This is a genomic window from Amycolatopsis acidiphila, from assembly GCF_021391495.1.
GTDB classification, from domain to species: domain Bacteria; phylum Actinomycetota; class Actinomycetes; order Mycobacteriales; family Pseudonocardiaceae; genus Amycolatopsis_E; species Amycolatopsis_E acidiphila.
The window spans coordinates 5,951,044-5,975,083 of sequence record NZ_CP090063.1 but is presented as its reverse complement, the minus strand read 5'-3'; the positions used below and the strand labels follow the sequence as shown (position 1 = coordinate 5,975,083).

The 24,040-nt window shown below is 70.6% G+C and carries 20 protein-coding genes; 12 read left to right on the top strand and 8 right to left on the bottom strand.

Annotation, left to right across the window (positions count from 1 at the left end; all coding sequences use genetic code 11):
* Both LWP59_RS29295 and kstR read right to left on the bottom strand, forming a co-directional pair.
* Nucleotides 1-942, bottom strand: a complete 942-nt coding sequence (locus tag LWP59_RS29295) for a serine hydrolase (RefSeq protein ID WP_229857585.1) — start codon at nt 940-942, stop codon at nt 1-3.
* A gap of 117 nt (nt 943-1,059) precedes the next feature.
* Nucleotides 1,060-1,686 (bottom strand): cholesterol catabolism transcriptional regulator KstR, encoded by a 627-nt coding sequence (gene kstR, locus LWP59_RS29290; RefSeq protein ID WP_144637617.1) that lies wholly within the window; start codon nt 1,684-1,686, stop codon nt 1,060-1,062.
* A gap of 92 nt (nt 1,687-1,778) precedes the next feature.
* Between kstR and LWP59_RS29285 the strand changes: the two genes are divergently transcribed.
* The 3 genes from LWP59_RS29285 to LWP59_RS29275 are packed head-to-tail and all read left to right on the top strand — an operon-like array spanning nt 1,779 to nt 7,702.
* Nucleotides 1,779-3,797: an acyl-CoA dehydrogenase gene (locus LWP59_RS29285; protein ID WP_144637618.1), complete on the top strand. Its 2,019-nt coding sequence runs from the start codon at nt 1,779-1,781 to the stop codon at nt 3,795-3,797.
* 30 nt (nt 3,798-3,827) lie between these two features.
* Nucleotides 3,828-6,569, top strand: a complete 2,742-nt coding sequence (locus LWP59_RS29280) for a DEAD/DEAH box helicase (RefSeq protein WP_144637620.1) — start codon at nt 3,828-3,830, stop codon at nt 6,567-6,569.
* Complete coding sequence (locus LWP59_RS29275) at nt 6,566-7,702, top strand: SWIM zinc finger family protein (protein ID WP_144637621.1); 1,137 nt, start codon at nt 6,566-6,568, stop codon at nt 7,700-7,702. The genes LWP59_RS29280 and LWP59_RS29275 overlap by 4 nt, the downstream gene beginning before the upstream one ends.
* 207 nt (nt 7,703-7,909) lie before the next feature.
* Here LWP59_RS29275 and LWP59_RS29270 read toward each other — a convergent pair whose 3' ends face one another.
* Nucleotides 7,910-9,145, bottom strand: a complete 1,236-nt coding sequence (locus LWP59_RS29270) for an alpha/beta hydrolase (RefSeq protein ID WP_144637622.1) — start codon at nt 9,143-9,145, stop codon at nt 7,910-7,912.
* Nucleotides 9,146-9,181: 36 nt separating this feature from the next.
* On the opposite strand from LWP59_RS29270, the gene LWP59_RS29265 reads away from it, so the two are divergent.
* The 7 genes from LWP59_RS29265 to LWP59_RS29235 are packed head-to-tail and all read left to right on the top strand — an operon-like array spanning nt 9,182 to nt 15,822.
* Nucleotides 9,182-10,576 carry a WS/DGAT/MGAT family O-acyltransferase gene (locus LWP59_RS29265; protein WP_144637624.1) on the top strand — a complete coding sequence of 465 codons (1,395 nt, stop codon included), beginning with the start codon at nt 9,182-9,184 and terminating at the stop codon, nt 10,574-10,576.
* Nucleotides 10,577-10,632: 56 nt separating this feature from the next.
* The gene (locus LWP59_RS29260) at nt 10,633-11,658 is read left to right on the top strand and encodes an acyl-CoA dehydrogenase family protein (RefSeq protein ID WP_144637626.1); all 1,026 of its coding nucleotides are present in this window, start codon (nt 10,633-10,635) and stop codon (nt 11,656-11,658) included.
* Nucleotides 11,643-12,788 carry an acyl-CoA dehydrogenase family protein gene (locus LWP59_RS29255; RefSeq protein ID WP_144637628.1) on the top strand — a complete coding sequence of 382 codons (1,146 nt, stop codon included), beginning with the start codon at nt 11,643-11,645 and terminating at the stop codon, nt 12,786-12,788. The genes LWP59_RS29260 and LWP59_RS29255 overlap by 16 nt, the downstream gene beginning before the upstream one ends.
* Nucleotides 12,785-13,648 carry a bifunctional MaoC family dehydratase N-terminal/OB-fold nucleic acid binding domain-containing protein gene (locus tag LWP59_RS29250; RefSeq protein ID WP_144637630.1) on the top strand — a complete coding sequence of 288 codons (864 nt, stop codon included), beginning with the start codon at nt 12,785-12,787 and terminating at the stop codon, nt 13,646-13,648. The genes LWP59_RS29255 and LWP59_RS29250 overlap by 4 nt, the downstream gene beginning before the upstream one ends.
* Nucleotides 13,645-14,025 (top strand): MaoC family dehydratase, encoded by a 381-nt coding sequence (locus LWP59_RS29245; RefSeq protein ID WP_144637632.1) that lies wholly within the window; start codon nt 13,645-13,647, stop codon nt 14,023-14,025. Before LWP59_RS29250 ends, LWP59_RS29245 begins: the two co-directional genes overlap by 4 nt.
* Nucleotides 14,022-15,191, top strand: coding sequence for a lipid-transfer protein (locus LWP59_RS29240; RefSeq protein ID WP_144637634.1), 1,170 nt, complete (start codon nt 14,022-14,024; stop codon nt 15,189-15,191). Before LWP59_RS29245 ends, LWP59_RS29240 begins: the two co-directional genes overlap by 4 nt.
* Nucleotides 15,192-15,249: 58 nt before the next feature.
* Entirely contained in the window at nt 15,250-15,822 is a 573-nt protein-coding gene (locus LWP59_RS29235) for a DUF5134 domain-containing protein (RefSeq protein ID WP_144637636.1), read from the top strand.
* 6 nt (nt 15,823-15,828) lie between these two features.
* Here the strand turns inward: LWP59_RS29235 and LWP59_RS29230 are convergent, their stop codons facing one another.
* The 5 genes from LWP59_RS29230 to kstD are packed head-to-tail and all read right to left on the bottom strand — an operon-like array spanning nt 15,829 to nt 20,882.
* On the bottom strand, nt 15,829-16,686 hold the full coding sequence (locus LWP59_RS29230) for a MaoC/PaaZ C-terminal domain-containing protein (RefSeq protein ID WP_144637638.1): 858 nt from the start codon (nt 16,684-16,686) through the stop codon (nt 15,829-15,831).
* 9 nt (nt 16,687-16,695) lie between these two features.
* Nucleotides 16,696-17,703, bottom strand: a complete 1,008-nt coding sequence (locus LWP59_RS29225; RefSeq protein WP_144637640.1) for a ferredoxin--NADP reductase — start codon at nt 17,701-17,703, stop codon at nt 16,696-16,698.
* Nucleotides 17,696-17,962: a hypothetical protein gene (locus LWP59_RS29220; protein ID WP_144637641.1), complete on the bottom strand. Its 267-nt coding sequence runs from the start codon at nt 17,960-17,962 to the stop codon at nt 17,696-17,698. The genes LWP59_RS29225 and LWP59_RS29220 overlap by 8 nt, the downstream gene beginning before the upstream one ends.
* A complete protein-coding gene (locus tag LWP59_RS29215) occupies nt 17,959-19,089 on the bottom strand; it encodes a Rieske 2Fe-2S domain-containing protein (protein WP_144637643.1) in 1,131 nt (376 codons plus the stop codon). Before LWP59_RS29215 ends, LWP59_RS29220 begins: the two co-directional genes overlap by 4 nt.
* The gene (kstD, locus tag LWP59_RS29210; protein WP_144637645.1) at nt 19,086-20,882 is read right to left on the bottom strand and encodes a 3-oxosteroid 1-dehydrogenase; all 1,797 of its coding nucleotides are present in this window, start codon (nt 20,880-20,882) and stop codon (nt 19,086-19,088) included. Before kstD ends, LWP59_RS29215 begins: the two co-directional genes overlap by 4 nt.
* A 323-nt stretch (nt 20,883-21,205) precedes the next feature.
* On the opposite strand from kstD, the gene LWP59_RS29205 reads away from it, so the two are divergent.
* Both LWP59_RS29205 and hsaA read left to right on the top strand, forming a co-directional pair.
* Entirely contained in the window at nt 21,206-22,819 is a 1,614-nt protein-coding gene (locus LWP59_RS29205; protein WP_144637647.1) for an FAD-binding protein, read from the top strand.
* 44 nt (nt 22,820-22,863) lie between these two features.
* The gene (hsaA, locus tag LWP59_RS29200; RefSeq protein ID WP_144637649.1) at nt 22,864-24,039 is read left to right on the top strand and encodes a 3-hydroxy-9,10-secoandrosta-1,3,5(10)-triene-9,17-dione monooxygenase oxygenase subunit; all 1,176 of its coding nucleotides are present in this window, start codon (nt 22,864-22,866) and stop codon (nt 24,037-24,039) included.
* Nucleotide 24,040 lies beyond the last annotated feature (1 nt).

Here is a 24,040-nt window from a genome sequence, read left to right as displayed (position 1 = left end):
TCAGGCACCGCCCACCACGGACGCGAGCTGGGCGGTGCCGGCCGTCAGCGCCCGCCCGAGCGCGTGGTAGTCGCCCAGCGGTGCCGAGGACAGGACGATCACGACGTAGCGGGCGTCCTTCCCGAGCAGGCCGGTGGTGTTGTAGTACGCCGTCGAGCCGCTGCTGCCCCAGCCCTGCTTGATCGCCCATGTGCTGCCCGGGATGCCGTCGGGGATGCCGAAGTACTGGTCGGTGCCGTCGGCGGCGGTCTCGGAGGCGTGGTACATCGCGTTGTAGAGCAGGTTCTGCGCGTCGTCGGGCAGTTCGTCCTCGACGTAGCGGAACACCTTCACCATGTCCTGCGCGCTGATCTTGGTGTCGCCCCACTCGCCGGAGGTGGCGGGCGGTTTCGTGTCGGTCAGGTCCATCAGCTGGACGTCCCGGGTGACGATCGAGGACCCGCCGTCGCCGAGCCAGAACGAGCTGGCGAGCGCGTCGTCGCTGGTCGAGAGCATCCGGGTGACCCGGTTCTGGGTGGCCGTGTCGGGCAGCGCCCAGTCGTCGCGCGCCAGCCGGTCCACCGCGATGAGCAGCTTCACCACGGACATGCTGGAGAACGTCTGGCCCGCGTTCAAGCTCGTGACGACCTTGTTGGCCTGCCGGTCGTAGACCTCCATGCCGATCTTCGTGGCCGGCACGACCTTGCGGGCGGTGGCCTGCACGCGTTCGGCGATCGCCGCCGACTGCGCGGGCGAGAGCGTCGGCGACGGCGTGGTGGTGGGCGCCGCCTGGGTGGCCAGCTGCGGGCTGGTGGTCTCGGTCGTCGGCTCCGGCGTGGTCGAGACGTGGGTGCTGGCCATCGACACCGCGCCGTCGTCGTGGGTGATCGAGACGACCAACATGGCCGCGGCGCCGAGGGCCGCTGCTCCGAGTACGGCCCGTCCGACCGTCGCGCGCTTCACGAACCAGGAAACGCCGCGCCGACCTCCGCTTGTTGCAGGTTTTCGAGATCCAAATAGAACCCTCAGGTCCTTGACAGCGCGCGCACAGCCAAGATCACCTTCGGTGATCGACTGTGCTCAGTCCGCTGCGGGACGGTCCAGCAGCAGGTGCACCGACAGCTCCAGCCGGTCGGCCACGTCGGCCGCGGAAGCGCGCCGGGTGACCCAGGCGACCAGGTTCGCCATCCACACGTCCGCGATGAGGTGGAACACCGCCCGGTCGTGCTCGGTCGGCTCCTCAATGCGCATGGCCTTGGCGAACATGTCCTCCATGAGCCGCCCGACCTGCTCGACCTCGGCCGCGGCGGTGGTGTCGGCGAACATGAACGCGCGCACCATGGCCTCGGTCAGGTGCGGGTCGCGCTGCATCATCCTGGTGTTGCGGTTCAGCACGAAGACCAGCCGTTCGCCCGGGGTCTCGCCGGGGATCGCGCTGCGCTCCAGCTTCTCCTTGGCGCGCTCGAACTCCCGCGCCAGGCCGGACACCAGCAGGTGGATCTTCGACGGGAAGTAGCGGTACAGGGTGCCCAGCGCGACGTCGGCCTTGTCCGCCACCGCGCGCATCTGCACGGCGTCGTAGCCGCCCTTCGACGCGAGCGCGAGGGTGGCGTCGATGATGCGCCGGCGCCGGTCCCGCTGCGCGGCGGAACCCAGCTCGTCGCCCAGCCCGTTGCTGGTCTGGGATGCTCGTGATTTACCGGTCATCGACCTCTGCTCCGAAACTTGTTCCACTGTCCCGTACACCTTACCTAACGGACTTCCTTCGGAAAAACTGAAACACGTTCTATAGTGATCTCATGGCCATCGCGGTGACGTCGGAACAGCGGGCATGGGCCGAGTCGATCAGGGCGCGGGGCGGCGACCCTGGCGAGCTGCGCGGGGTCGCGCTGCCCGAGGAGCTGGGCGGCGCCGGGGGTACTGTGACCGATCTCGCAGTCGGGCTCGAGGAAGCCGCGGCGGCGCTGGCGCCGGGGCCGTTGCTGGGCAGCGTCCTCGCCGGACTGGTCCTCGCGAGGCGGCCGGATTCGGCGCTCGCCAAGGAGCTGGTGCCCGCGCTGGCCGACGGCAGCGCGCGGGCGGCGGTCGCGTTCGGACCCGGCTCCGTGGTCGCGAGCCCGACCGGGCAAGGCTTCTTCCTGCGGGGGCGGACCGACCCGGTGCTCGACGCCGACGCGTCGGCGCATCTCGTCGTCGCCACCGATCTCGGCTGGTTCGTGCTGCCGCCACAACCGGTCGAGCCTGCCGAGGGGCTGGACCTCTCGCGTGACGTGGGGTTCTTAGATCTGGCGCTGGAGGTTCCGCGCTCCGCGCTGCTGGAGGACGCGCCGGTCCTGGATCTCGCCGCGACCCTCACCGCCGCCGAGGCGTCGGGCATCGCGCGCTGGTGCGTGCGCACGGCGAGCGAGTACGCCGGGGTGCGCGAGCAGTTCGGCCGGCCCATCGGCTCGTTCCAGGCGGTCAAGCACCTGTGCGCGCAGATGCTGTGCCGGTCCGAGGTCGCGGCCGCGCTGGCCTGGGACGCCGCTCGCGCGGGCGGGGAGCATCCGCTCGCCGCGGCCGTGGCCGCCGCCGGTGCGCTCGATGCCGCCGTCGACAACGCGAAGGACTGCATCCAGGTACTCGGCGGCATCGGCTTCACCTGGGAGCACGAGGCCCACCGCTACCTGCGCCGGGCGCTCACCCTGCGACAGCTGCTCGGCGGTTCGGGCCGCTGGCGCCGTCGCGTCGCGGAGCTGGCGTTGTCCGGGCAGCGGCGCGTGCTCGGAGTCGATGTCGGCGAGGACGCGCAGGTGCGGGAAATGGCCGGGGAGATCGCGGCGCTGCTACCGGAACGGCAGCGCGCGCGGCTGGCCGAGACGGGTTACCTGATGCCGCACTGGCCGAAGCCGCATGGGCTGGACGCCGATCCGGCGCGGCAGCTCGTCATCGACGCGGAGCTCGCGCGGGCCGGGGTCCGCCGCCCCGACCTGGTGATCGGCGCGTGGGCGGTGCCGACGATCCTCGAACACGGCACCCCCGCGCAGCGGGACCGGTTCGCCGCGCCGACGCTGCGCGGCGAGATCACCTGGTGCCAGCTGTTCTCCGAACCCGAGGCGGGCTCGGACCTCGCCGCGCTCCGCACCCGGGCGACCAAAGTGGACGGTGGCTGGGCGTTGACCGGGCAGAAGGTGTGGACGTCGCTCGCCCGGGAGGCGGATTGGGCGATCTGTCTCGCCCGCACCGACCCGGACGCGCCCAAGCACAAGGGGATCACCTATTTCCTCGTCGACATGACGGCGCCGGGCATCGAGATCCGGCCGTTGCGGGAGATCACCGGCGATGCCGTGTTCAACGAGGTGTTCCTCGACGACGTGTTCGTCCCGGACGAGCACGTCGTGGGCGAGGTCGGCGGTGGCTGGCGGCTCGCACGCACGACCTTGGCGAACGAACGCGTCGCGATGAGCGGGGGCTCGTCGGTCGGCGAGGAGGTCGAGAAGCTGCTGGCGTCGGTCGAGGCGCCGGACGCGGCGGTGCTGGACCGGCTGGGCGCGCTGGTGACCGACGGTTCGGCCTGCTCGCTGCTCGATCTGCGGGCCACTCTGCGGCGGCTGGACGGGCAGGACCCGGGGCCGGAGTCGAGCGTGCGCAAGCTCGTCGGCGTGCGGCACCGGCAGGAGGTCGCCGAGACCGCACTCGACCTGCTCGGGCCCGCCGGGGTCACCGACGCCGCCGCCCAGCACGAGTTCCTGCTCACCCGGTGCCTGAGCATCGCCGGCGGCACCACCCAGGTCCTGCTGAACGTCGCCGCGGAACGGCTGCTCGGACTGCCTCGGTGAGTGTCGGTGGTCCCGCATATCGTGGGACCCGTGGAGCTGACAGCCGAGACCAGGGCGATCTTCGTGCCCTCGGACCCGCCGCGCGACGGCGTGCTCGCGCTGTGGGGTGACGGTGCCGGTCCCACGCCCGTCGAGCTCGTGCTGCCCAGGGGCAAGGCGTTCCGGCGGACCAAAGTGGACGCACACGTGGTGCCGCTGGCCGAGGCGATCCCGCTGCTGCTGTCCGCGCCGGACGACGCCGGTCCCGCCATCGCGGCGTGGTCGGCGGCCGTCGGCGCCGCGCTGACCCTCATCGCGCGCGGTCGCGTGCTGCCCACCGCCACCTCCGGCGGTGCCGACGCCTGGCGGGTCGGCCCGCTCGACGGCGCGGACGAGACGCTGGTGCGCGAGCTCGCCGCGGCGCTCCCGCCCGAGGCACACGCCCTTCCGTTGTCGGGGTTGAAGCGCGTACGCCTGCACTCGCCGGAAACGCTCGTCCGCGCGTTGTGGGACGCGACTGCCGACGTGCTGGTCCGCACGCCCGCCGCGCGGGTCGTCGCGGGCGGTCCCGCGTTCGCCGCGCCGGAGCCGACACTGCTGAACGCGGCCGACGTCGAATGGCTCGCCGCGCAGCAGCCCACCGGCGCCCACCTGCAGCTGCGCGTCGAGATCCGCGAGGAGGAGCCGGAGCAGTACACGTTCGCCGGAGTGCTGGCGCTGCGCAGTGCGATCGATCCGAGCCTGGTGGTGGACGCCGAGACGTTGTGGGACGCACCGGAGGCGGTGCTGTCGCGGCTGGGCGACCAGGTCGAGGCGCAGCTGCTGATCGCGTTGCGCCGCGGTGCGCGAGTGTGGGCGCCGCTGGGGCGTGCCCTGGAGGCGGCGGCGCCCGCCGAGCTGATCCTCACCGACGACGAACTGGTGGAGCTGCTCGACACGGGCAGTGCCGCGCTCAGTGCCGCGGGCGTGGAAGTGTTGTGGCCCAAGGGAATGTTCAGCGAAGGCCTGCGGGCGAAGGCGAGTGCGACCCCCGCGCCGGGCAGCGAGGCCGCCGCGGCCTTCCGGATGACCGACCTGCTGAAGTTCCGCTGGCAGCTCAGCCTCGGCGGCGAGACGCTGACCGAGGCCGAGATCACCGCACTGGCCGAGGCGAAGCGCCCGATGATCCGGTTGCGCGGTCAGTGGGTCCGGGTCGACCCCGGCATGCTGGCGAAGCTGCGGCGCCGCTCCACCCGCACGCTCAACGCGGCCGAGGCACTGGCCGCGGCGCTGACCGGGTCGCTCGAGGTGGACGGCGAACAGCTGGACTTCGCGCCCCCGCCGGCGGTTTCCGGCCTGCTCGACCGGATCCGCCACAGCCCGTCGTCGGCGGTCGAGGTGCCTCCGGACCTGCAGGCGACGCTGCGCCCGTACCAGCGCACCGGGCTGGGCTGGCTCGCACGGATGACCGAGCTGGGCCTGGGCGGCATCCTGGCCGACGACATGGGACTGGGCAAGACGATCCAGCTCATCGCGCTGCACCTGCACCGCCGTTCGCTCGGTGCGGGCCCGACGCTCGTGCTGTGCCCGACCTCGCTGCTGGGCAACTGGGAGCGCGAGTTCGCGAGGTTCGCGCCCTCGGTTCCGGTGCGGCGGTTCCACGGCGGACGGCGGCACCTGGACGAGGTCGCGCCGGACGAGGTCGTGCTCGCGACGTACGGCGTGCTGCGCCGCGACCGGGAAGCGCTGGCCGAGGTCGGCTGGGGACTGCTGGCCGCGGACGAGGCGCAGCACGTGAAGAACCCGCTCTCGATCACGGCCAAGGAGCTGCGCCGGATCCCCGGCGCGGCACGGGTCGCGCTCACCGGCACGCCGATGGAGAACCGGCTCACCGAGCTGTGGTCCATTGTGGACTGGACTACCCCCGGCCTGCTGGGCACGCTGGAGCACTTCCGGCGCACGATCGCGCGTCCCGTCGAGCGCAACCGGGACCGGGAGAGCACCGAGCGGCTGGCCGCGACCGTGCGCCCGTTCCTGTTGCGCCGCCGCAAGACCGACCCGGACATCGCCCCCGAGCTGCCGCGCAAGACCGAGACCGACCGGTTCGTCCCGCTCACCACCGAGCAGGCGACGCTGTACGAGGCGGTCGTGCGGGAGAACCTGGCGGTGATCCGCGAGTCCAAGGGCGTGCAGCGGCGCGGGCAGGTGCTGAAGCTGCTCACCGAGCTCAAGCAGATCTGCAACCATCCGGCGCAGTACCTCAAGCAGGCCGGGCCGCTCACCGGGCGCTCGGGCAAGCTCGCGGCGTTCGAGGAACTGCTCGACGTCATCCTAGACGAGGGCGACAGCGTGCTCGTGTTCAGCCAGTACGTGCAGCTGTGCAAGCTGCTGCAGGCCCGGCTGGGCGAGCGAGGGCTGCCGGTGGAGCTGTTGTCGGGCGCGACTTCGGTACGCCGGCGCGAGGAGATGGTGCAGCGGTTCCAGTCCGGCGACATTCCGGTGTTCCTGCTGTCGCTCAAGGCGGGCGGGGTCGGGCTGAACCTGACGAGGGCGACCCATGTCATCCACTACGACCGGTGGTGGAACCCGGCGGTGGAGGACCAGGCGACCGACCGCGCGTACCGGATCGGGCAGGACAGGCCGGTCCAGGTGCACCGGCTGATCGCCGAAGGCACGCTGGAGGACCGGATCGCGACGGTGCTGGAGGGCAAGCGCGGCCTGGCCGATGCCGTGGTGGGCGCCGGGGAGGACTGGATCACCGAGCTGTCGGACGAGCAGCTGACCGACCTCGTGCGCCTCGGCGAGGCGTCGTGACCGCGCGCCGGACCTTCGGCGCGACCTGGTGGGGCCGCGCATGGGTCGAGGCGCTCGAAGGCCGGGCGAAGTTGGACCCGAACCGCCTGCCGCGCGGGCGGACGTATGCGCGCAAGGGGCGGGTGAGCGCGCTGGACGTCACGGCGGGGGAGATCCGCGCCTGGGTGCAGGGCAGCCGCTCGGTGCCGTACCGGGTGAAGATCCGCACGCACCAGTTCTCGCCGGACGAGTGGGAGACGTTGCTCGAGCTGATCGGCCGGCGGCTCGGCCACACGGCCGCGCTGCTCGACGGGGAGCTGCCCACGGACCTGGCTTCGCACGCGCGGGAGTCCGGTGTCGACCTGCTGCCGGGTCCCGGCGATCTGCGGCCGCGGTGTTCGTGCCCCGATACGGCCGATCCGTGCAAGCACTCGGCGGCGGTCTGCTACCTCGTCGCGGACGAGGTGGACGCGGACCCGTTCGTGCTGTTCCTGCTGCGCGGGCGCGGCCGGGAGGCGGTGCTGTCGGAGCTGCGGGCCCGGCGCGCCCGGGCGACGGTCGTCGTCGAGCAGCCACGCGAGCCCGGCCTGGCGCCGAAGGATGCCTTCGCCCGCAAGCCTTCCCCGGTTCCCCCGCTGCCCGCGGCGCCACCGGCGCCCGGCGGGCCCGCGCCCTGGGGTGACCCGCCCGCGGGGTCGGGGTTGCGCACCTCCGCGCTGGCGTCGCTGGCCGCCGACGCGGCGGCCCGGGCACTGGACCTGCTCACCGGCGGCGACCCGGCGCCCCTGACGTGGGAGGAGGACCTGGCCCGCCGCGCGGCTGCGGGTGACGTGCCGGACCAGGCGCCCGGCTGCGATGTCCCGCCGGCCGACCTGGCCCGTTGGGCCGCCGCCTGGCGGGTGGCGGGCCGCGGCGGCCTCGCCGCGTTGCGGGAGTCCTGGCAGCCACCGCGCGGCGCGCTGTACCAAGCCCGGTCCGAACTCGACGACGCGGACCTCCCGGGCGAAACCCAGGTCTGGCGCAACCGCCTCACCCGCGGCGACGTGCAACTCCGCCTGGGCAAGGACTTCCGCTGGTACCTGTTCCGTCCCACCCCCGACGGCTGGCTCCCGGCCGGCCCGGGCGCTCCCACCCCACTGGACGCCCTGTCCTGAGCCCTCGCCTCAGAAGCTTCGTGGCCTGCTCGCCCGCGTGACCGAGCGCATCTCCGTGAACTCCTCCATCGAACGTCACGCCGAACCGCGGTCGCGATCTCCGCCGGGACCCGCGCGTCCCCTGCCCGCCGGGGACCGAACACCATGATCGCGCGGGAGGCCTCGCTGACGGCGCTCACCCAGGTGCGGCAACAGGATCCCGCCGGGTTATCCGGCCACCGAGCGGAGGTAGGTCCAGTCGAGGAACCGCTCCACCCCGCGGACCACGTGCGCGCTGCGGATCGAGGGGAAGACGTCGAAAGCGTGCTGTGCGCCGGAAATCTCCGCGTACGCGACCGGATTCGGCGACACCTCGCGCAGGCGCCACACGAACTCGCGCGCCTCTCGCACCGGTACGAGCGTGTCGCGTTCGCCGTGGATCACGAAGAACGGCGGCGCTTTGTCGTTGACCTGGTCCAGCGGCGACGCGGCGATGTAGTCGTCGAGGTGCTCGACCGGGTCCTTGCCGACGACGTACCGCGCGAGCAACGTCTTGAGCCGGTACTCGCTCGACCGCGACCCGCTCGTCGCGGCGAAGTCGTACACACCGTAGTGCGGCGAGCAGGCCTGGATCGTGGTGTCCGCGTCCTCGAACCCCGGTTGCAGCGAGGCCTCGTTCGGGGTGAGCGCGAGCAGCGCCGCGAGATGCCCGCCCGCGGAACCACCGGTGGCCGCCAGGAACGACCCGTCGCCGCCGTACTCGACGATGTGCTCCCGGATCCAGGCGACCGCGCGCTTGACCGCGACGATGTGCTCGGGCCAGTGCGCCGACGGCGACAGCGGATAGTTGATCGCGACGCACACCCACCCGCGTTGCGCCATGTGCTGCATCAGCGGGATGCCCTGGTGGTCCTTGCTGTCGATCATCCACGCACCGCCGTGGATCTGCAGCAGCACCGGCCTGCCCTGCACCGGCTCCTTCGGGCGGTAGATGTCGAGCAGGAACCGCTTGCCGCCCGGTGCGTACGCCACATTTCGGTCGCGGCGGACCTCCCGGTTGCGCATCCGGAACGGCAGCACCAGCTGCCCCCACGGCGTCGCGAGGTCCTTCGCGTCGGGCGGGCGCCGCAGGTCCTGCAGGTACTGCTCGCCCAGCGCCTCGGCGAGCGCGTGCTCGACCTCGCCCCGTGCCCGCTGCGCGTCGGCGATCAGCGCGCCGAGCCCGACCGCCGACGCCCCGGCGAGGGCGAGCGCGACGCGGTCCGCGCGAGTGCGCACGCCGTAGCGCGCGATGTGCGCGGCGGTGTCGGCGGCGGTGACGGCAAGCAGGTGCGGCGCGAGCTCGCCGGTGAGCCAGCCCGCGAAGAACGAGGGGATCGAGGCGCGTTCACCCGCCAGCGGCCGGAGTGCGTTCGCGGTCAGCGCGAGCTGGATCGCCCGACGGGTGAGGAAACGCGGTCGCATGCTGTAGATCGTAGGTGCCCGGCTTAGGCTGGGCATGTGCAACCGCTCAGTGGGCTCGACGCCAGTTTCCTGTACCTGGAAACGCCTTCGCAGGTCCTGCACATCTGCGGCCTGCTCACCCTCGACGGCTCGACCATGCCCGGCGGCTACCGGTTCGCCACGTTCCGGGAGAAGCTCGCCGAACGGGTCGCGGATATTCCGGAGTTCCGCCGGAAACTGCACAATTCCCCGCTGAACCTGGTGCATCCGGTGTGGGTCGAGGACGAGTCGTTCGACATCGACCGGCACCTGCACCGGGTCGCGGTGCCCAGCCCCGGCGACCGCGAAACCCTCGCCGAGCTGTGTGCGCACTTCGCCGGCCAGCCGCTGGACCGCGCCCGCCCGCTGTGGGAGATGTACGTCATCGAGGGCCTGCCGGGCGACGGGGTGGCGGTGCTGCTGAAGATGCACCACGCCACGGTCGACGGGGTCAGCGGCGCGAACCTCATCGCGTACCTGTGCGGGGTGGATCCCGGCTCGCTGCTGCCGTTGCCGGACACCGAGGACAACCCGTCGCCGCCGAGTCACCTCGACCTGCTGCGCTCGAGCGTGACGTCGCTGGCCCGCCGTCCGATCGAGCTGGCGAAACTGCTGCCCGACCTGGTCGGCATGGCGCCGCGCTGGCTGGGGCGGGCCCTCAAGCGCACCGGCATGCCGGTGCCGTTCACCGCGCCGCGAACGTCGTTCAACAGCACCATCACCGGGCTGCGCACCGTCGCCTACGCGAGCCTCGACCTCGACGAGGTGAAGACGGTGAAGAACGCGTTCGGCGTGACGGTCAACGACGTCGTGCTCGCGCTGTGCTCCGGCGCGCTGCGCCGCTACCTGCGCTCGCGCGGCGAGCTGCCGGACGAACCACTGGTCGCGACCGTGCCGGTGTCGGTCCAGGACCGCACGGAGAACGACATGGGCAGCAACCAGGTCTCGGCGTTCTTCGCCTCGCTGCCCACCCAGCTCGCCGACCCGGCTGCCCGGCTGTATGCGATCGCGGAGAGCAACCGGGTCGCCAAGGACCACCACTTCAGCATCAAGCCCGACATGCTGCAGGACTGGGCGCAGTTCGCGGCGCCGAGGCTGTTCGGCCTCGCCGTGCGGGCCTACTCCGCGCTGCGTCTGGCGGAGAAGCACCCGGTCGTGCACAACCTGGTCATCTCGAACGTGCCGGGTCCGCCGATGCCGCTGTACATGCTGGGCGCCAAGGTCACCGGGCTCTACCCGCTCGGCCCGGTGTTCCACGGCGCCGGCCTCAACGTCACGGTGATCTCCAACGCGGGCCGCGTCGACGTCGGGCTCCTCGGCGCACGAGAACTCGTTCCAGAACTGTGGACGCTCGCCGACGCGCTCGGCAGCGAGATGAAAGATCTGCTGGAGGCCGCCGACGGGGTTGCCTGAGCAGGCTCGCTCGGCTAAGACTAGAACATGTTTCAGTCTTAGCATGAGGAGTCTGTGTGGACTTCACCCTCGACGAGACCCAGCGGGACATCGCCGGCCTTGCCGCCGACATCCTCGGCCGGGAGATCGACTTCGAGCGGCCGCCCGGCGAGCGCGGCTACGACGAGCAGGTGTGGCGTGCCCTGGGCAAGGCAGGCCTGCTCGCGCTGGCGCTGCCGCCCGAGCTGGGTGGGGACGGTCTGGGCCCGGCCGAGGTCGCGGTCCTGCTCACCGAGCTGGGCCGGGCCGCCGCGCCGGTCCCCGCCCTGACCCTGGCCTGCGGCCTGTTGCCGCTGGAGTTCCTCGGTACCCCGGACCAGCGGGCGACGCTGCTCCCTGAGATCGCGACCGGTGAGGTCGTGGTCACCGCGGCAGTGCACGAACCGTCCGCGCCGCTGGTCGAGCAGCCGTCGACCCGTGCGGTCGCCGACGGGGGCCGGTGGCTGCTCACCGGCGTCAAGACCGGCGTGCCGCACCTCGCGGCCGCGACCCGGGTCCTGGTCCCGGTGTCGATGCCTGGCGGCACCGGCGTGTTCCTGGTCGACCCGCGGGCCGAGGGCGTCACGATCGCGGGCACGACGATGCGCCTCGACGGCGTCGCGGTCGAGGAGGCCGACCAGCTGCGCGACCGCGAGCCCGGCGAGGCGCTCGCCACGGTGCGCCGCTACCTGCTGGCCGGAATGATCGCGCTCGGCGACGGCGTGCTGGCCGGTGCGCTCGCCCTGACCACCAAGCACGTCGGGCAGCGGGAGCAGTTCGGCCGGCCGCTGGCCACCTTCCAGGCCGTCGCGCAACAGATCGCCGACGTCTACATCGCCTCCCGCACGGTCCACCTCGCCGCACTGTCGGCGGTCTGGCGGCTGGCCTCGGGCCGGGACCCGCAACCTGACCTGGACATCGCGGCGTACTGGCTCGCGCACGAGGGCCCGAAGGCGCTGGCCGTCTGCCATCACCTGCACGGCGGCCTGGGCGTGGACATCACCTACCCGCTCCACCGGTACTACGCGCTGATCAAGGAGCTGAGCGCATGTACATCGATCTGACCGCGGAGCAGCGGCAACTGCGTGCCGAGTTACGCCGGTACTTCGCCGGGCTCATCACCCCGGACGAGCGCAGGACGATGCTGCGGGAACGGCACGGCGAGGTGTACCGGCGGATCGTGCGTCGGATGGGCAAGGACGGCTGGCTCGGCGTCGGCTGGCCGAAGGAGTACGGCGGACGCGGGTTCGGCGACCTCGAACAGCACATCTTCGCCGACGAAGCCGCCCGTGCCGACGTACAGCTTCCGGCGGTCACGCTGCAGACTGTCGGCCCGACGTTGCAGACGTTCGGCACGCAGACGCAGAAGGACGAGTTCCTGCCCCGGATCCTGGCCGGGGAGGTGCACTTCGCGATCGGCTACACCGAACCCGGCGCGGGCACGGACCTGGCCGCACTGAGCACGACCGCCGTCCGCGACGGGGACACCTACGTGGTCAACGGCCAGAAGATCTTCACCACCGGCGGACACGACGCCGACTACATCTGGCTGGCCGTGCGCACCGACCCGGCCGCGCCGAAGCACAAGGGCATCTCGATCCTCATCGTCGACACGCGCGACCCCGGCTACTCGTGGACGCCGACCATCACCTGCGACGGCGCGCACCACGTGAACGCGACCTACTACACGGACGTGCGGGTGCCCGCGGACATGCTGGTCGGGGAGGAGAACCTGGGCTGGAAGCTGATCACCACGCAGCTCAACCACGAACGCGTCATGCTCGGCCCGGCGGGCCGCATCGGCGGCCTGCACGACCGCGTCCACGACTGGGCGGCCGCACGGCAGCTGCTCGACCAGCCGGACGTGCGGAGCGCGCTGTACGAGACGCAGGCGACGGTGCGGATCAACGAGCTGCTCAACTGGCAGGTCGCGGTGACGCAACCGGTCGACGTCGCCGACGCCTCGGCGACCAAGGTCTTCGGCTCCGAGCGCATCCAGCGGATTGCCCGCCTGCTCGAGGAAGCCGTTGCCCGGCACGGAGATCTCACCGATCCCGAGACCGCGGAGCTGGCCGGGTGGCTCGACGTGCTGGCCCGCCGCAACCTCGTGCTGACCTTCGGCGGCGGGGTGAACGAGATCCAGCGCGAGCTGATCGCGACGGTCGGACTGGGATTGCCGAGGGTGCCGCGATGACGATCGAAGAGGCCGTCGCCCGGATCGCCGCACAGGGGGAGTCCGCACCGCGCCTGGCTCGCGACCCGGTGAACCCGGCGATGATCAACAACTGGCTGGAGGCGCTGGGCGACCAGAACCCGCGTTACGCGGAAGAAGGGGTCGCCCCGCCCGCGATGGCCCAGGTGTGGACCATGAACGGGCTGCACGGGCAGCGCGCGGAGGACGACCCGATGGGCGCGATGATGGCCGTCCTGGACGAAGCCGGGTACACCTCCGTCGTCGCGACGAACTCGGAGCAGAACTACCGGCGGCTGCTGCGGCACGGCGAGCACGTCGCCGCGACGACGAGGCTCGACGACGTCGTCGGCCCGAAAAGGACAGCGCTGGGCGAGGGCTACTTCGTGACGACCACCACCACCTGGTACGTGGGGGACGAGGTGGTCGCGGACATGCTGTTCCGGGTGCTGAAGTTCAAGCCGAAGCCCGCGCAGTCCGGCGTGCTGCGCCCGGTGATCAGCAAGGACACCGAGTTCTTCTGGGAGGGCACGAAGGCCGGGGAGCTGCGGATCCAGCGGTGGGGCGACAAGCTGCGCCATCCGCCGGGACCGATGCCCCCCGACGGCGACCTGGACGCGAAGCCGGACTGGGTGGTGGCGAGCGGCCGTGGCACGGTCTACAGCTACGTCGTGCACCACCGGCCCGCCGTGCCCGGCAAGAAGCTGCCGTTCGTCATCGCGTTGGTGGAGCTGGAGGAGGGCGTGCGGATGCTCGGTGAGGTGCTCGACGTCGACACCGTCGGCATCGGACAACCGGTGCAGGCGGCGTTCGTGAAGGTCGACGAGGACCTGACCCTGCCGGCCTGGCGGGTGGCCGAGTGATCGGCACGCAGCTGCCCCCGCTGACCATCGAGGTCACCCCGACGTTCGTGATCTCGGCCGCCATCGCGACCCGCGACTTCCAGGACGTGCACCATGACCGCGACGCGGCGATCCAGCGCGGTTCGAAGGACATCTTCGTCAACATCCTCACCGACACCGGGCTCGTGCAGCGCTTCGTGACGGACTGGGCCGGGCCCGGGGCGTTCGTGCGCTCGGTCAAGATCAGGCTCGGCGTCCCGTGCTACGCCTACGACACGCTTGTGCTCTCGGGCGAGGTCGTCGCGCAGGACGGTGACGAGGTGACCATCCGGGTCACCGGAAAAGGCGAGCTGGGCGAGCACATCGCGGGCACGGTGACGGTCGGAGGTGTGTCGTGAACCTGTCCGGTGCGACGGCGATCGCGGGAATCGGCGCGACCGAGTTCTCCAAGGACTCCGGCCGCAGCGAGCTGCGCCTGGCCGCCGAGGCGGTGCAGGCGGCACTCGCCGACGCCGGACTGCGGCCGTCCGATGTGGACGGTCTGGTGTCGTTCACCATGGACGCCAACAGCGAGATCTCCGTCGCCCGCGAGCTGGGCATCGAGGAGCTGACGTTCTTCAGCCGCATCCACTACGGCGGCGGCGCGGCTGCGGCGACGGTCCAGCAGGCCGCGATGGCCGTGGCCACCGGGGTCGCGGACGTCGTGGTGGCCTACCGCGCGTTCAACGAGCGGTCCGGGATGCGCTTCGGACAGGTGTCGAGCGCGGCGGCCGGGCAGGTGAACTCCTCGGGGGTGGACAACAGCTTCCACTACCCGATGGGGCTGGGCACCCCCGCCGCGACGGTGGCGATGGTGGCCCAGCGTTACCTGCACGAGTATGGCGCGAGCAGCGAGGACTTCGGGCGGGTGGCCGTCGTCGACCGGCAGCACGCCGCGACGAACCCCGCCGCGTGGTTCTACGGGAAGCCGATCACCCTGGCGGAGCACCAGGCTTCCCGCTGGATCACCGAGCCGTTGCACCTGCTCGACTGCTGCCAGGAGACCGACGGCGCCGTCGCCCTCGTGGTGACCAGTCTCGAGCGGGCGCGCGACCTGCCGAACCCGCCGGCCGTGGTCGCGGCGGCGGCGCAGGGCAGCGGGCCCGATCAGTACATCATGACCAGCTACTACCGCGACGAGCTCGCGGCACTGCCGGAGATGGGCGTCGTCGGGCGGCAGCTGTGGGCGCAGTCGGGGCTGCGCCCGCAGGACGTCGACGTCGCGGTGCTGTACGACCACTTCACCCCATACGTGCTGATGCAGCTGGAGGAGCTGGGGTTCTGCGGCCGGGGCGAGGCACCCGGCTTCACCGCCGGCGACACGTTGTCGTTGAACGGCGAGCTACCGCTCAACCCCCACGGCGGCCAGCTGGGCGAGGCGTACGTGCACGGGATGAACGGCATCGCGGAAGCGGTGCGTCAGGTCCGCGGCACAGCCGTCAACCAGGTGAGCGACGTCGCACACGTCCTGGTCACGGCGGGTACCGGCGTGCCGACGAGCGGCCTGATCCTTACGGGTGGGTAGGGCTTTTCACCTGGATGACCTCTAGCTCGGTCACGGGGAAGTCCGCGACGGTGGTCTCATGCACATTCCAGACGCCCTCGCCTGGAGCCTGACTGTGCTCTTCGCGTTGCTGGCCGTGCCGAGTGTGTACCGGCTGGTGCGGTTGGACGCGACCCGGTACGACCCCGACATCCGTCAGATGGACGTGGCCGAGGTGCTGATGGTCGTGGCCATGGTCGCGATGGTGTCACCACTCGGCGGCCCGATCCCGGCGGCGGGCTGGCAGGCGATCCTCGCGCTGATGGCCGGGTGGTTTCTCGTCGCCGCGCTGCGCGGGCGGCGCTGCTGTGCGGTGCACCACATGATCTGCGCCGCCGCGATGCTGTACATGATCACCGCGATGCCGCGGCACGGCATGGATCACGGCCCGTGGCTCACCATGTCCGAGATGCCCGGCAGCCTTGCGTGGCCGGCGCTCGCCGTGGCGGCCGTCGGCTACTTCGCCTTCGACGCCACCCGTTCGGGCTTCACCGCGGCGCGGATGGTGCGCGGTGCGCCCGTGCGGGAAGCATGGGCCACCCGCCCGATCTACCGGGCCGCGATGGGCGTCGGGATGGCGTACATGCTCCTCGCGGGTATCACGCCGGCGTGAGCGGTATCACGCCGGCGTGAGCACCGCGTCCGACAGCGCCGGAGCGCCACGCTCCACGGAGGACGTGCGGATGAGCAGCCGTGCCCCGTCCCGCCACACCTGCGTGCGCAACGTTTCTCCGGGCAGCACAACACCCGCGAAGCGCGCCGAGAACGCCTTCACGCGTGTGACATCGCCGTCGAGCAGCGCGTCCGTCACCGCCTTCGCGACGATCCCGTACGTGCACAGGCCGTGCAGGATCGGCACGTCGAACCCGGCGGCACGGGCGAACTCCGGGTCGGCGTGCAGCGGGTTCCGGTCGCCGCAGAGCCGGTAGAGCAACGCCTGCTGGGGAAGCGTCGGCGTGTCGATCGTCACGTCCGGCTCGCGGTCGGGCAGCTCGACCTTGTCCGAGCTGCCACGCCCACCGCCGAACCCACCCTCGCCCCGCGCGAAGATGCTCGACTGAGCCGTCCACAGTGGACTTCCATCGGCATCCCGAACGGTGGTCTCGTTCAGGATCACCGCCGCCTTGCCCTTGTCCTGGACGTCGACGATGCGTGTTCGCGCGACCGCCTTGCCCTCGACCGGGATCGGCCGGTGCACGCTGATGGCCTGTGTCCCGTGCACCACCTGAGCGAGATCGATGTCGATACCCGGCATCTTCACGGACGGCGCGTCGACCGTGTGCAGGTTCTGCGCGACGGTGGCGAACGTCGGCAGCACCCGCAGGTCCCGCTCGTAGGCGTAGCGCAGCTCTGCCGGGTCCGTCGGGTTCGCGCCCGCGCCCAGCGCGAGGTGGTAGAGCAGCACGTCGGACGAGGTCCAGGCGAAGGTCTGCTCACCCAGGTCGGCGCCGATGGCGAGCTCGGGGTCGATGGGCACGCGGCACTCCTACTCGTAGGTGACCGACACCGCGTCGGTCAGCGGCACCGACTGGCAGGCGAGCACGATGCCGTCGGCGATGTCCTCGGAGTCCAATATTTCGTTGTCAAGCATCTTCACCTCGCCGGAGACGATCCGGCAGGCGCACGCGCTGCACTGGCCCTCGCGGCAGGAGTACGGCGCGTCCAAGCCCTTGTCCAGCAGGAAGTCGAGCAGCTTCCGCTGGCGAGGCCAGGTGAACTCGTGCTGCGTGCCGTCGAGGTCGACCCGCAGCGCGGTCGTCTCGCCGCTCTCGGGCGCGGGGGCCTGGGTGGCGAACGGGTCACCGCCGAGCGAGACGAACTTCTCCAGGTGGATCCGGTTCTTCGGCAGCCCGAAGTCCTTGAGCGCCTGCTTCGCGGCCGCCATGAACGGTGCCGGTCCACAGAGGAATGCCTCGAACTCGGCGAACGGTTGCGCGAGCGTTCGCAACTGTTCGACCGTCGGCAGCCCCTGCACGCTCTCCAGCCAGTGGAGAACCGTCAGCCTCCCGGCGAACTCCCGGGACAGCGCGGCCAGTTCCCCGGCGAAGATCACCGACCGCTCGTCGCGGTTGGCGTAGAGCAGAGTGATCCGGCCGTTTCCCTGCCGCAGCGCGGTTTTGAGGATCGACATGACCGGCGTGATCCCGCTGCCGCCGGCGAACAGCAGCAGGTTCTCGTCGAGGTCCTTCGGCGTGAAGACCCCCGCGGGGGCGAGCACCTCGACTCTAGCCCCGGCGCGGATGTTGTCGCAAATCCAATTCGAACCATACCCGCCGTCCGTGCGCTTCACCGTCACCTTGAGCCGCGAACCCTCGTGGGGTGCGCTCGAAAGGGAGTAGCACCGTGCGGCCGTGCCTACCTTCAACGTGAGGAATTGCCCTGGCCGGTAACGGAAAGCCTCCGCCTGCTCCGGTGTCAGCTCGAACACCACCGAGTGCGCGTCCGGGGTTTCGGTGACCACCTCGGCGACGGTGAGCGTGTGGATCTCAGGCATCCAGAACCCCGAACTCGCCCTCCCGCACCGATTCCGCGATGCTCACCGTCAGCTTCTCGCACGTGTCGAGCAACGCCGTGCTCTCGCCGGCCGCGACCTGGTCCGCGAAGACCGGACAGCTGCTCGCCGCGTCCGTGGTCCACTGGATGCTGGTGTGCTTCCAGCTGTTCTTCTTGACCAGCACGCAGGTTCCGCAGGCCGCGCACTCGTGCGGGCGCAGGCCGCCGGCGAGGAACTCCGCGCGCTCGGTGGTCGTCACGTCGTCACCTCCTGCTGTTGCCGCGCCAGGTTTTCGGCCACCTCCCGCGCCCAGACCTCGTTCGCCGTGGTGGTGTCCACCTCGAACTCGAAGCGGCGCGTCATGTCGTCGGTGACCTCTTCGACGTCCACGTAGAACTGGTCGTACCAGCGGCGCAGCTGGTACACGGGACCGTCCTCCTCGCACAGCAGGGGGTTGTCGATCCGGCTCTTGTTCTTCCAGATCTCCACGTCCTGCAGGAACCCGACGCCTATGCTCTTGGCGAACTTACCTGCGATCTTGTCGGCCTGCTCGTCGTCCACCCCGGGCAGCTTCTTGACGCTGACGCCCCACTGCAGTACGAAGGAGTTCGGCGTGACCGGGTAGTGGCAGTTGATCAGCACGTTCTCGATCTCGAAGCCCTTGAACGTGTTGACCAGCTTGTTGATCATGTACGACGGGCCGAAGTAGGAGGCCTCGGAGTGCAGCAGGTTCTCCTCGCCGCCGTAGTTCGACGCCATGCCCATGTCGGGACGGCCCTTGGTGTTGAGGTACTGCGTCGCGATGTGGCCCTCGAACACGTTCTTGAAGTAGGTCGGGAACGCGTAGTGGATGTAGAAGAAGTGCGCCATGTCGACCATGTTGTCCACGATCTCGCGGCAGTTCGCGCCCTCGATGAGCACCGAGTCCCAGGTCCAGTTGCTCCACTCGCCGCTGAAGATCCCGTCGATCCGCGGGATCACGATGTCGTCGGGCGGCGGGTTGCCCTGCGGGTCGTGCCAGACGAACAGCTGCTTGTTCTCCTCGAGAGTGCGCCACGAGCGGGTACGCGCGCGAAGCGGAACCCTCTTGGCGTAAGGAATCGAGACGCACTTGCCGTTGCCGCCCCAGCGCCAGTCGTGGAACGGGCAGGCGATCTCGTTGCCCTTGACGGTGCCCTGGGTCAGATCACCGCCCATGTGCCGGCAGTAGCCGTCGAGCACGTTGAGCCGGCCGTCCTCGCCCTGGAACACCACGAGCTTGGTGCCGAACGCGGTGATGGCGTGCGGTTTCCCGTCCTTGAAGGAGTCGGCAAGGCCCAGGCAGTGCCAGCCACGGGCGAAGCGCTCCGGCGGAGCCCCCGCGTCGATGGTGCGGACTTCAGTCATCGTCGACCTCCAGTGTGATTCTGGGTGGCCAGGTGAGCGGCCGCAAGGTACCCGAAGACCATCGCTGGCCCGATCGTCGCACCTGGTCCGGCGTAGGTGTGGCCCATGACGGCCGCGCTCGTGTTCCCGGCCGCGTAGAGCCCGGCGATCACCGAGCCGTCCTCGCGCAGGACACGGGCGTGCGTGTCGATCCGCAGCCCGCCCTTCGTGCCCAGGTCGCCGGGGACGATCTTGACCGCGTAGTACGGCGCCTGGTCCAGCGGGCCGAGGCTCGGGTTGGGGCGGTTGCGGGGGTCGCCGTAGTAGTGGTCGTAGGCGCTCCGCCCGCGGTGGAAGTCCTCGTCGACGCCGTCGCGCGCGAAGCCGTTGAAGTGCTCGACGGTTCCGCGGAGGGCTTGTGCCGGCACCCCGATGCGTTCGGCGAGCTTGTCGAGCGTCCCCGCCTTCGCCGCGATACCCGCCTTGAACCACCGCCCAGGCAGTGGCTGCCGCGGTCCGATGCCGGTGAACATGTAGCGGTTGCGGTAGCGCTGGTCGAACACGAGCCAGGTGGGGATGTGCTCACCCGGCCCGTCGCCGGGGCCGTACATCGCGTGCACGGCTTCGACGTACGGCGCGGACTCGTTGACGAACCGTTCGCCCCGGCCGTCGACCATCAGGCAGCCCGGCCGCGAGCGCTCGGCCAGCGCGAACCACGGTCCGCCGGTGAGCGGGATTGTCGGGCCCCACCAGGCGTCGTCCATCAGGTCGACCGCGGCGCCGAGCTTCATCCCAGCCGTGATGGCGTCGCCGGTGTTGGCCTTGGCGCCGACCGTCCAGGCGCTGCCGATGGGCTGGCGCTGGTATTTGGCACGCATCTCCTCGTTGTGCTCGAACCCGCCGGCGGCGAGGATGACACCGCGCGTGGCGTGGATGACCTCGCCGTCGGTGGTGAGCACGCCTGTCACCCGGTCGTTTTCCGTCACGAGGTCGACGAGCGGGGTGTCCAGGCGGACGGTGACCCCGGCCTGCTGGAGGCCGGCACGGAGGCCCGCCGCAAGCGCTTGCCCCATGGCGAGCAGGTGCTTGCCCGTCAGGCGGCCGGCGAGCCAACGGGTACCGAGGCCCAGGAGTCGCAGCACGCCCCTCGGGTGCCGCGCGATGAGGCTCAGCCAGCGGTAGTCGGCCTGGGTGATGGGCACGCCAAGGGGGGAAGCGCTGTACGGCGGCTCGAGGTCGGCGAGCTCGTCGCCGAGGACGCGCCCGTCGAGGGGCTTCGGTTCGACGGAGCGGCCGGTGGCGCGGCCGCCCGGGGCTTCGGGGTGGTAGTCGGAGTAGTTCGGTACCCACTGGAAGCGCAGGGGAGTGTGCCGCTGCACGAAGCTCACGACGTCGGGCCCGTGGTCGAGGAAAGCCTTCCGAAGCTCGCGCGGCACCACGTCCCCGACGATGGCCTCGAGGTAGGCGGCGGCTTGCTCGGGCGTGTCCCCGTGGTCGGGGAGCGCTTCGTTGTTCGGAATCCAGACCCCGCCGCCGGACCGAGCCGTCGACCCCCCGAACCGCGGAGCCTTCTCCAACACGACGACCTGGAGACCGTCCTGAGCTGCCGCGAGTGCCGCCGTCATCCCTGCCGCACCGCTTCCCACCACGACGACGTCGTACTCGGCCGGGGTGCGGTGGTCTTTTGCGGCGGATGAGTCGGTGGTGCGGGGCTCATTGCCTGGACTTCCCAGCTCGTGGGCTGGGCCGTTGCGGGTGACTGCCGGTTCCCGGTCTCGGCTGCCGTCGGGTGCGTCGCCCACCGAGGCTGTCATCGCCTGCCGCTGCCCGTCAGTCGGCGTCTCACCTCGGCGATTCGTTCCGTCCTCCGGAACCTTGCGGCCCTGGCCGTCGCTGATCGTTCGCCCGTCGCTGCCCCGGCCTGCGCTACCGCTCGTGACTCGCGCGCCGCCCGGAGCGGTGTCACCGGCAGCGACTGTCACAGGTGCGGCGGCCACCGTTCCGCCCCGCTCACCAGCCGTGGACTCGTCGCGTTCGACGGTCATGTCACCTCCGGAGTGAAACGCGTTGCACTAGCACGCATGCCTGCTCACAGGCTCCATCGCCACCATAGACGAGAACGTGTTTCAGTTCTAGGGTGGACGGGGTGGGTGCACCTGTGGATGTCATTGTGATCGGCTTCGGCGCCGCCGGCGCCTGCGCGGCGATCGAGGCCGCCGACGCGGGAGCTTCGGTGCTCGTCCTCGACCGGTTCGCCGGGGGCGGCGCGAGCGCGTTGAGCGGCGGCGTCGTCTACGCGGGCGGCGGTACCGAACAGCAACGCGTGGCAGGGGTGGACGACTCCGTCGACGCCATGTACGACTACCTGCGCATCGAGGTCGGCGAGGCCGTATCGGACGAGACCCTGCGCCGGTTCTGTGCCGGAAGCGCGGACATGATCAGCTGGCTCGAGGGCAACGGCGTCCCCTTCGACGGCAGCCTGTGCCCGTACAAGACGTCGTATCCGAACGACGACTACTACCTGTACTACTCCGGCAGTGAGACAGCGGGGGGTTTTCGCGACATCGCGAAGCCTGCCGCGCGAGGACACCGGGTGAAAGGCCCAGGCACCTCCGGCAAGCTGCTCTTCGCGCGCCTTTCCGAGGCGGCGCGTCGGCGAGGCGTCCGGGTCCTCCCTGGAACCCGGGCGACCGAGCTGATCATCGATTCCGCCGGTGCGGTCACGGGCGTTCGAGTGCGGACGCTGCGCGACGCTCCGGCCAGGGTGCGGCGAATGCACCGCGTGCTCGGTCATTACTCCGCGAAACCGGGCATCTACGTGCCTGCCCTGCGCAAGGCGCTGTACCGCCGTGCCGAACGGCTCGAACGTCGCTACGCGCGCGAAGAGGAGCTCTCCGCTCGGCATGGAGTGGTGATCTCGGCGGGCGGGTTCATCGCGAACCGCGCGATGGTGCGCGAGCACGCGCCTGCCTATCGCGGTGGCCTGGCCCTGGGCACCTCCGCCGACGACGGCTCGGGAATCCGGCTGGGCAGCGGCGCCGGCGGTGCGACGGCATTCCTGGATCGGGTGACCGCGTGGCGTTTCGTGACGCCGCCGAGCGTTTTCGTGCGCGGCCTGATCGTCGACGCGGAGGGAGCGCGTGTCATCGACGAATCACGCTACGGCGCGGCCGTCGGCGAGGTGCTGGTCCTGCGTCACCAGGCGAAGGGCTGGCTGCTGGTCGACGACGAGATCGCTGCCACCGCGAAGAGATCCGTCCGGAAGGAAGCCCAGTGGTTCCAGTGGCTCCAGGCGCTGTACATGTTGCGGCGCGGTCGGGTGACGGGTTCGTCGCTCGCGGAGGTGGCGAAGCGGGTCGGCATCGATCCGGACGGCCTCGAAGCGACTGTCGAGGCGTACAACTCCGCAGCCGCGTCCGGTGCCGCGGATCCTGCCGGTAAGCCGAGTGAGTACGTGCAGCCCCTGCGCACCCCGCCCTTCTCGCTTCTGGACATCTCGATCAAGCCCAGCCTCAGCTTCCCGTGTCCGATGCTCACGCTGGGCGGCCTGGTGGTCGACGAGGTGAGCGGTCAGGTTCGCGCCGAGAGCGGTGCTCCCATTCCCGGTCTCTACGCGGCCGGGCGGTCCGCAGTTGGAATCTGTTCCAGGTCTTATGTCAGTGGGCTCTCCCTGGCCGATTGTGTGTTTTCAGGACGACGAGCAGGCGCCGCGGTGGTCCATCGTGATGACAAAAACGAGAACGTGTTCTAGTCTTGGTCGCGAGAGTGCAGGATGACGAGGATGGGGCAAGGCCGATGAGCGAGCAGGACACGCGTGGAGTGATCGCCGGAGTCGCAGAGCTCCTGCCGGTTCTGCGGGAGCGGGCTCAGGACACCGAAGACTCGCGGCGCATTCCCGACGAGTCAATCAAGTCGTTGCAGGAGACCGGGTTCTTCAAGCTTCTGCAGCCCAAGACCTACGGCGGCTACGAGGCCGACCCGGTGACCTTCTACACGGCTGTCAAGATGATCGCGAGCGCCTGCGGTTCGACCGGCTGGGTCGCGTCGATCCTCGGCGTGCATCCCTGGCACCTCGCGCTGTTCGAGGCGCAGGCCCAGGAAGACGTCTGGAGCGCCGACTTCGACACCCGCATCTCGTCCTCCTATGCGCCCATGGGCAAGGCGACGGTCGTCGACGGCGGGTACCGCCTTTCCGGACGGTGGAGCTTCTCGTCCGGCTGCGATCACGCGACGTGGGTCCTGCTCGGTGCGCCTGCCTTCGCGGACGGCAAGCCAGTGGACTTCTGTACCTATCTCCTTCCCATCGCGGATTACCAGATCGTCGATGTGTGGGACACGGTCGGCCTGCGCGGCACCGGCAGCAACGATGTTGTGGTCGAGGACGTGTTCGTTCCCCAGCACCGCGCGTTGAGCTTCCGCCTGACGTCGAAATGCAAGACGCCCGGTCAGGAGGTCAACCCGGGTCCGCTGTACCGGCTCCCGTACGGCTCGGTGCATCCGTCCACGATCACCGCACCGATCATCGGCATGGCGCAAGGCGCGTACGACGCCCACGTCGAGTACCAGCGTAAGCGCGTGCGCGCGGCGTACGCGGGAGAGCAGTCCAAAGAGGACCCCTTCGCCAAGGTCCGTATCGCCGAGGCGGCCAGCGAGATCGACGCGGCCTGGCTGCAGCTGACGCATAACATCGACGAGCTGTACCAGTTGGCGTGCCAGGGCGAGAAGCTGCCGTTCGCCACGCGACTTCGGGTTCGCCGGGACCAGGTACGAGGGACCGAGCGTGCGATCACCGCGGTCGACCGGCTCTTCGAGAACTCGGGCGGCCGGGCGCTCAGGGTGGGCACGCCGATCCAGCGCTTCTGGCGCGACGCCCACGCGGGCCGCGTGCACGCCGCCAACGACCCCGAACGCGCCTACACGATGTTCGGCACCGGCGAGTTCGGCCTGCCGGTCGAAAACGCGATGGTGTGAT

What these genes read in the sequence shown, in the direction of transcription:
- LWP59_RS29255 (WP_144637628.1), top strand. Translation starts at nt 11,643, where the DNA reads ATGTACATCGATCTGACCGCGGAGCAGCGGCAACTGCGTGCCGAGTTA.
- LWP59_RS29270 (WP_144637622.1), bottom strand. Translation starts at nt 9,145, where the DNA reads ATGCGACCGCGTTTCCTCACCCGTCGGGCGATCCAGCTCGCGCTGACC.
- LWP59_RS29285 (WP_144637618.1), top strand. Translation starts at nt 1,779, where the DNA reads ATGGCCATCGCGGTGACGTCGGAACAGCGGGCATGGGCCGAGTCGATC.
- hsaA (WP_144637649.1), top strand. Translation starts at nt 22,864, where the DNA reads ATGAGCGAGCAGGACACGCGTGGAGTGATCGCCGGAGTCGCAGAGCTC.
- kstD (WP_144637645.1), bottom strand. Translation starts at nt 20,882, where the DNA reads ATGACAGCCTCGGTGGGCGACGCACCCGACGGCAGCCGAGACCGGGAA.
- LWP59_RS29250 (WP_144637630.1), top strand. Translation starts at nt 12,785, where the DNA reads ATGACGATCGAAGAGGCCGTCGCCCGGATCGCCGCACAGGGGGAGTCC.
- LWP59_RS29215 (WP_144637643.1), bottom strand. Translation starts at nt 19,089, where the DNA reads ATGACTGAAGTCCGCACCATCGACGCGGGGGCTCCGCCGGAGCGCTTC.
- LWP59_RS29235 (WP_144637636.1), top strand. Translation starts at nt 15,250, where the DNA reads ATGCACATTCCAGACGCCCTCGCCTGGAGCCTGACTGTGCTCTTCGCG.
- LWP59_RS29225 (WP_144637640.1), bottom strand. Translation starts at nt 17,703, where the DNA reads ATGCCTGAGATCCACACGCTCACCGTCGCCGAGGTGGTCACCGAAACC.
- kstR (WP_144637617.1), bottom strand. Translation starts at nt 1,686, where the DNA reads ATGACCGGTAAATCACGAGCATCCCAGACCAGCAACGGGCTGGGCGAC.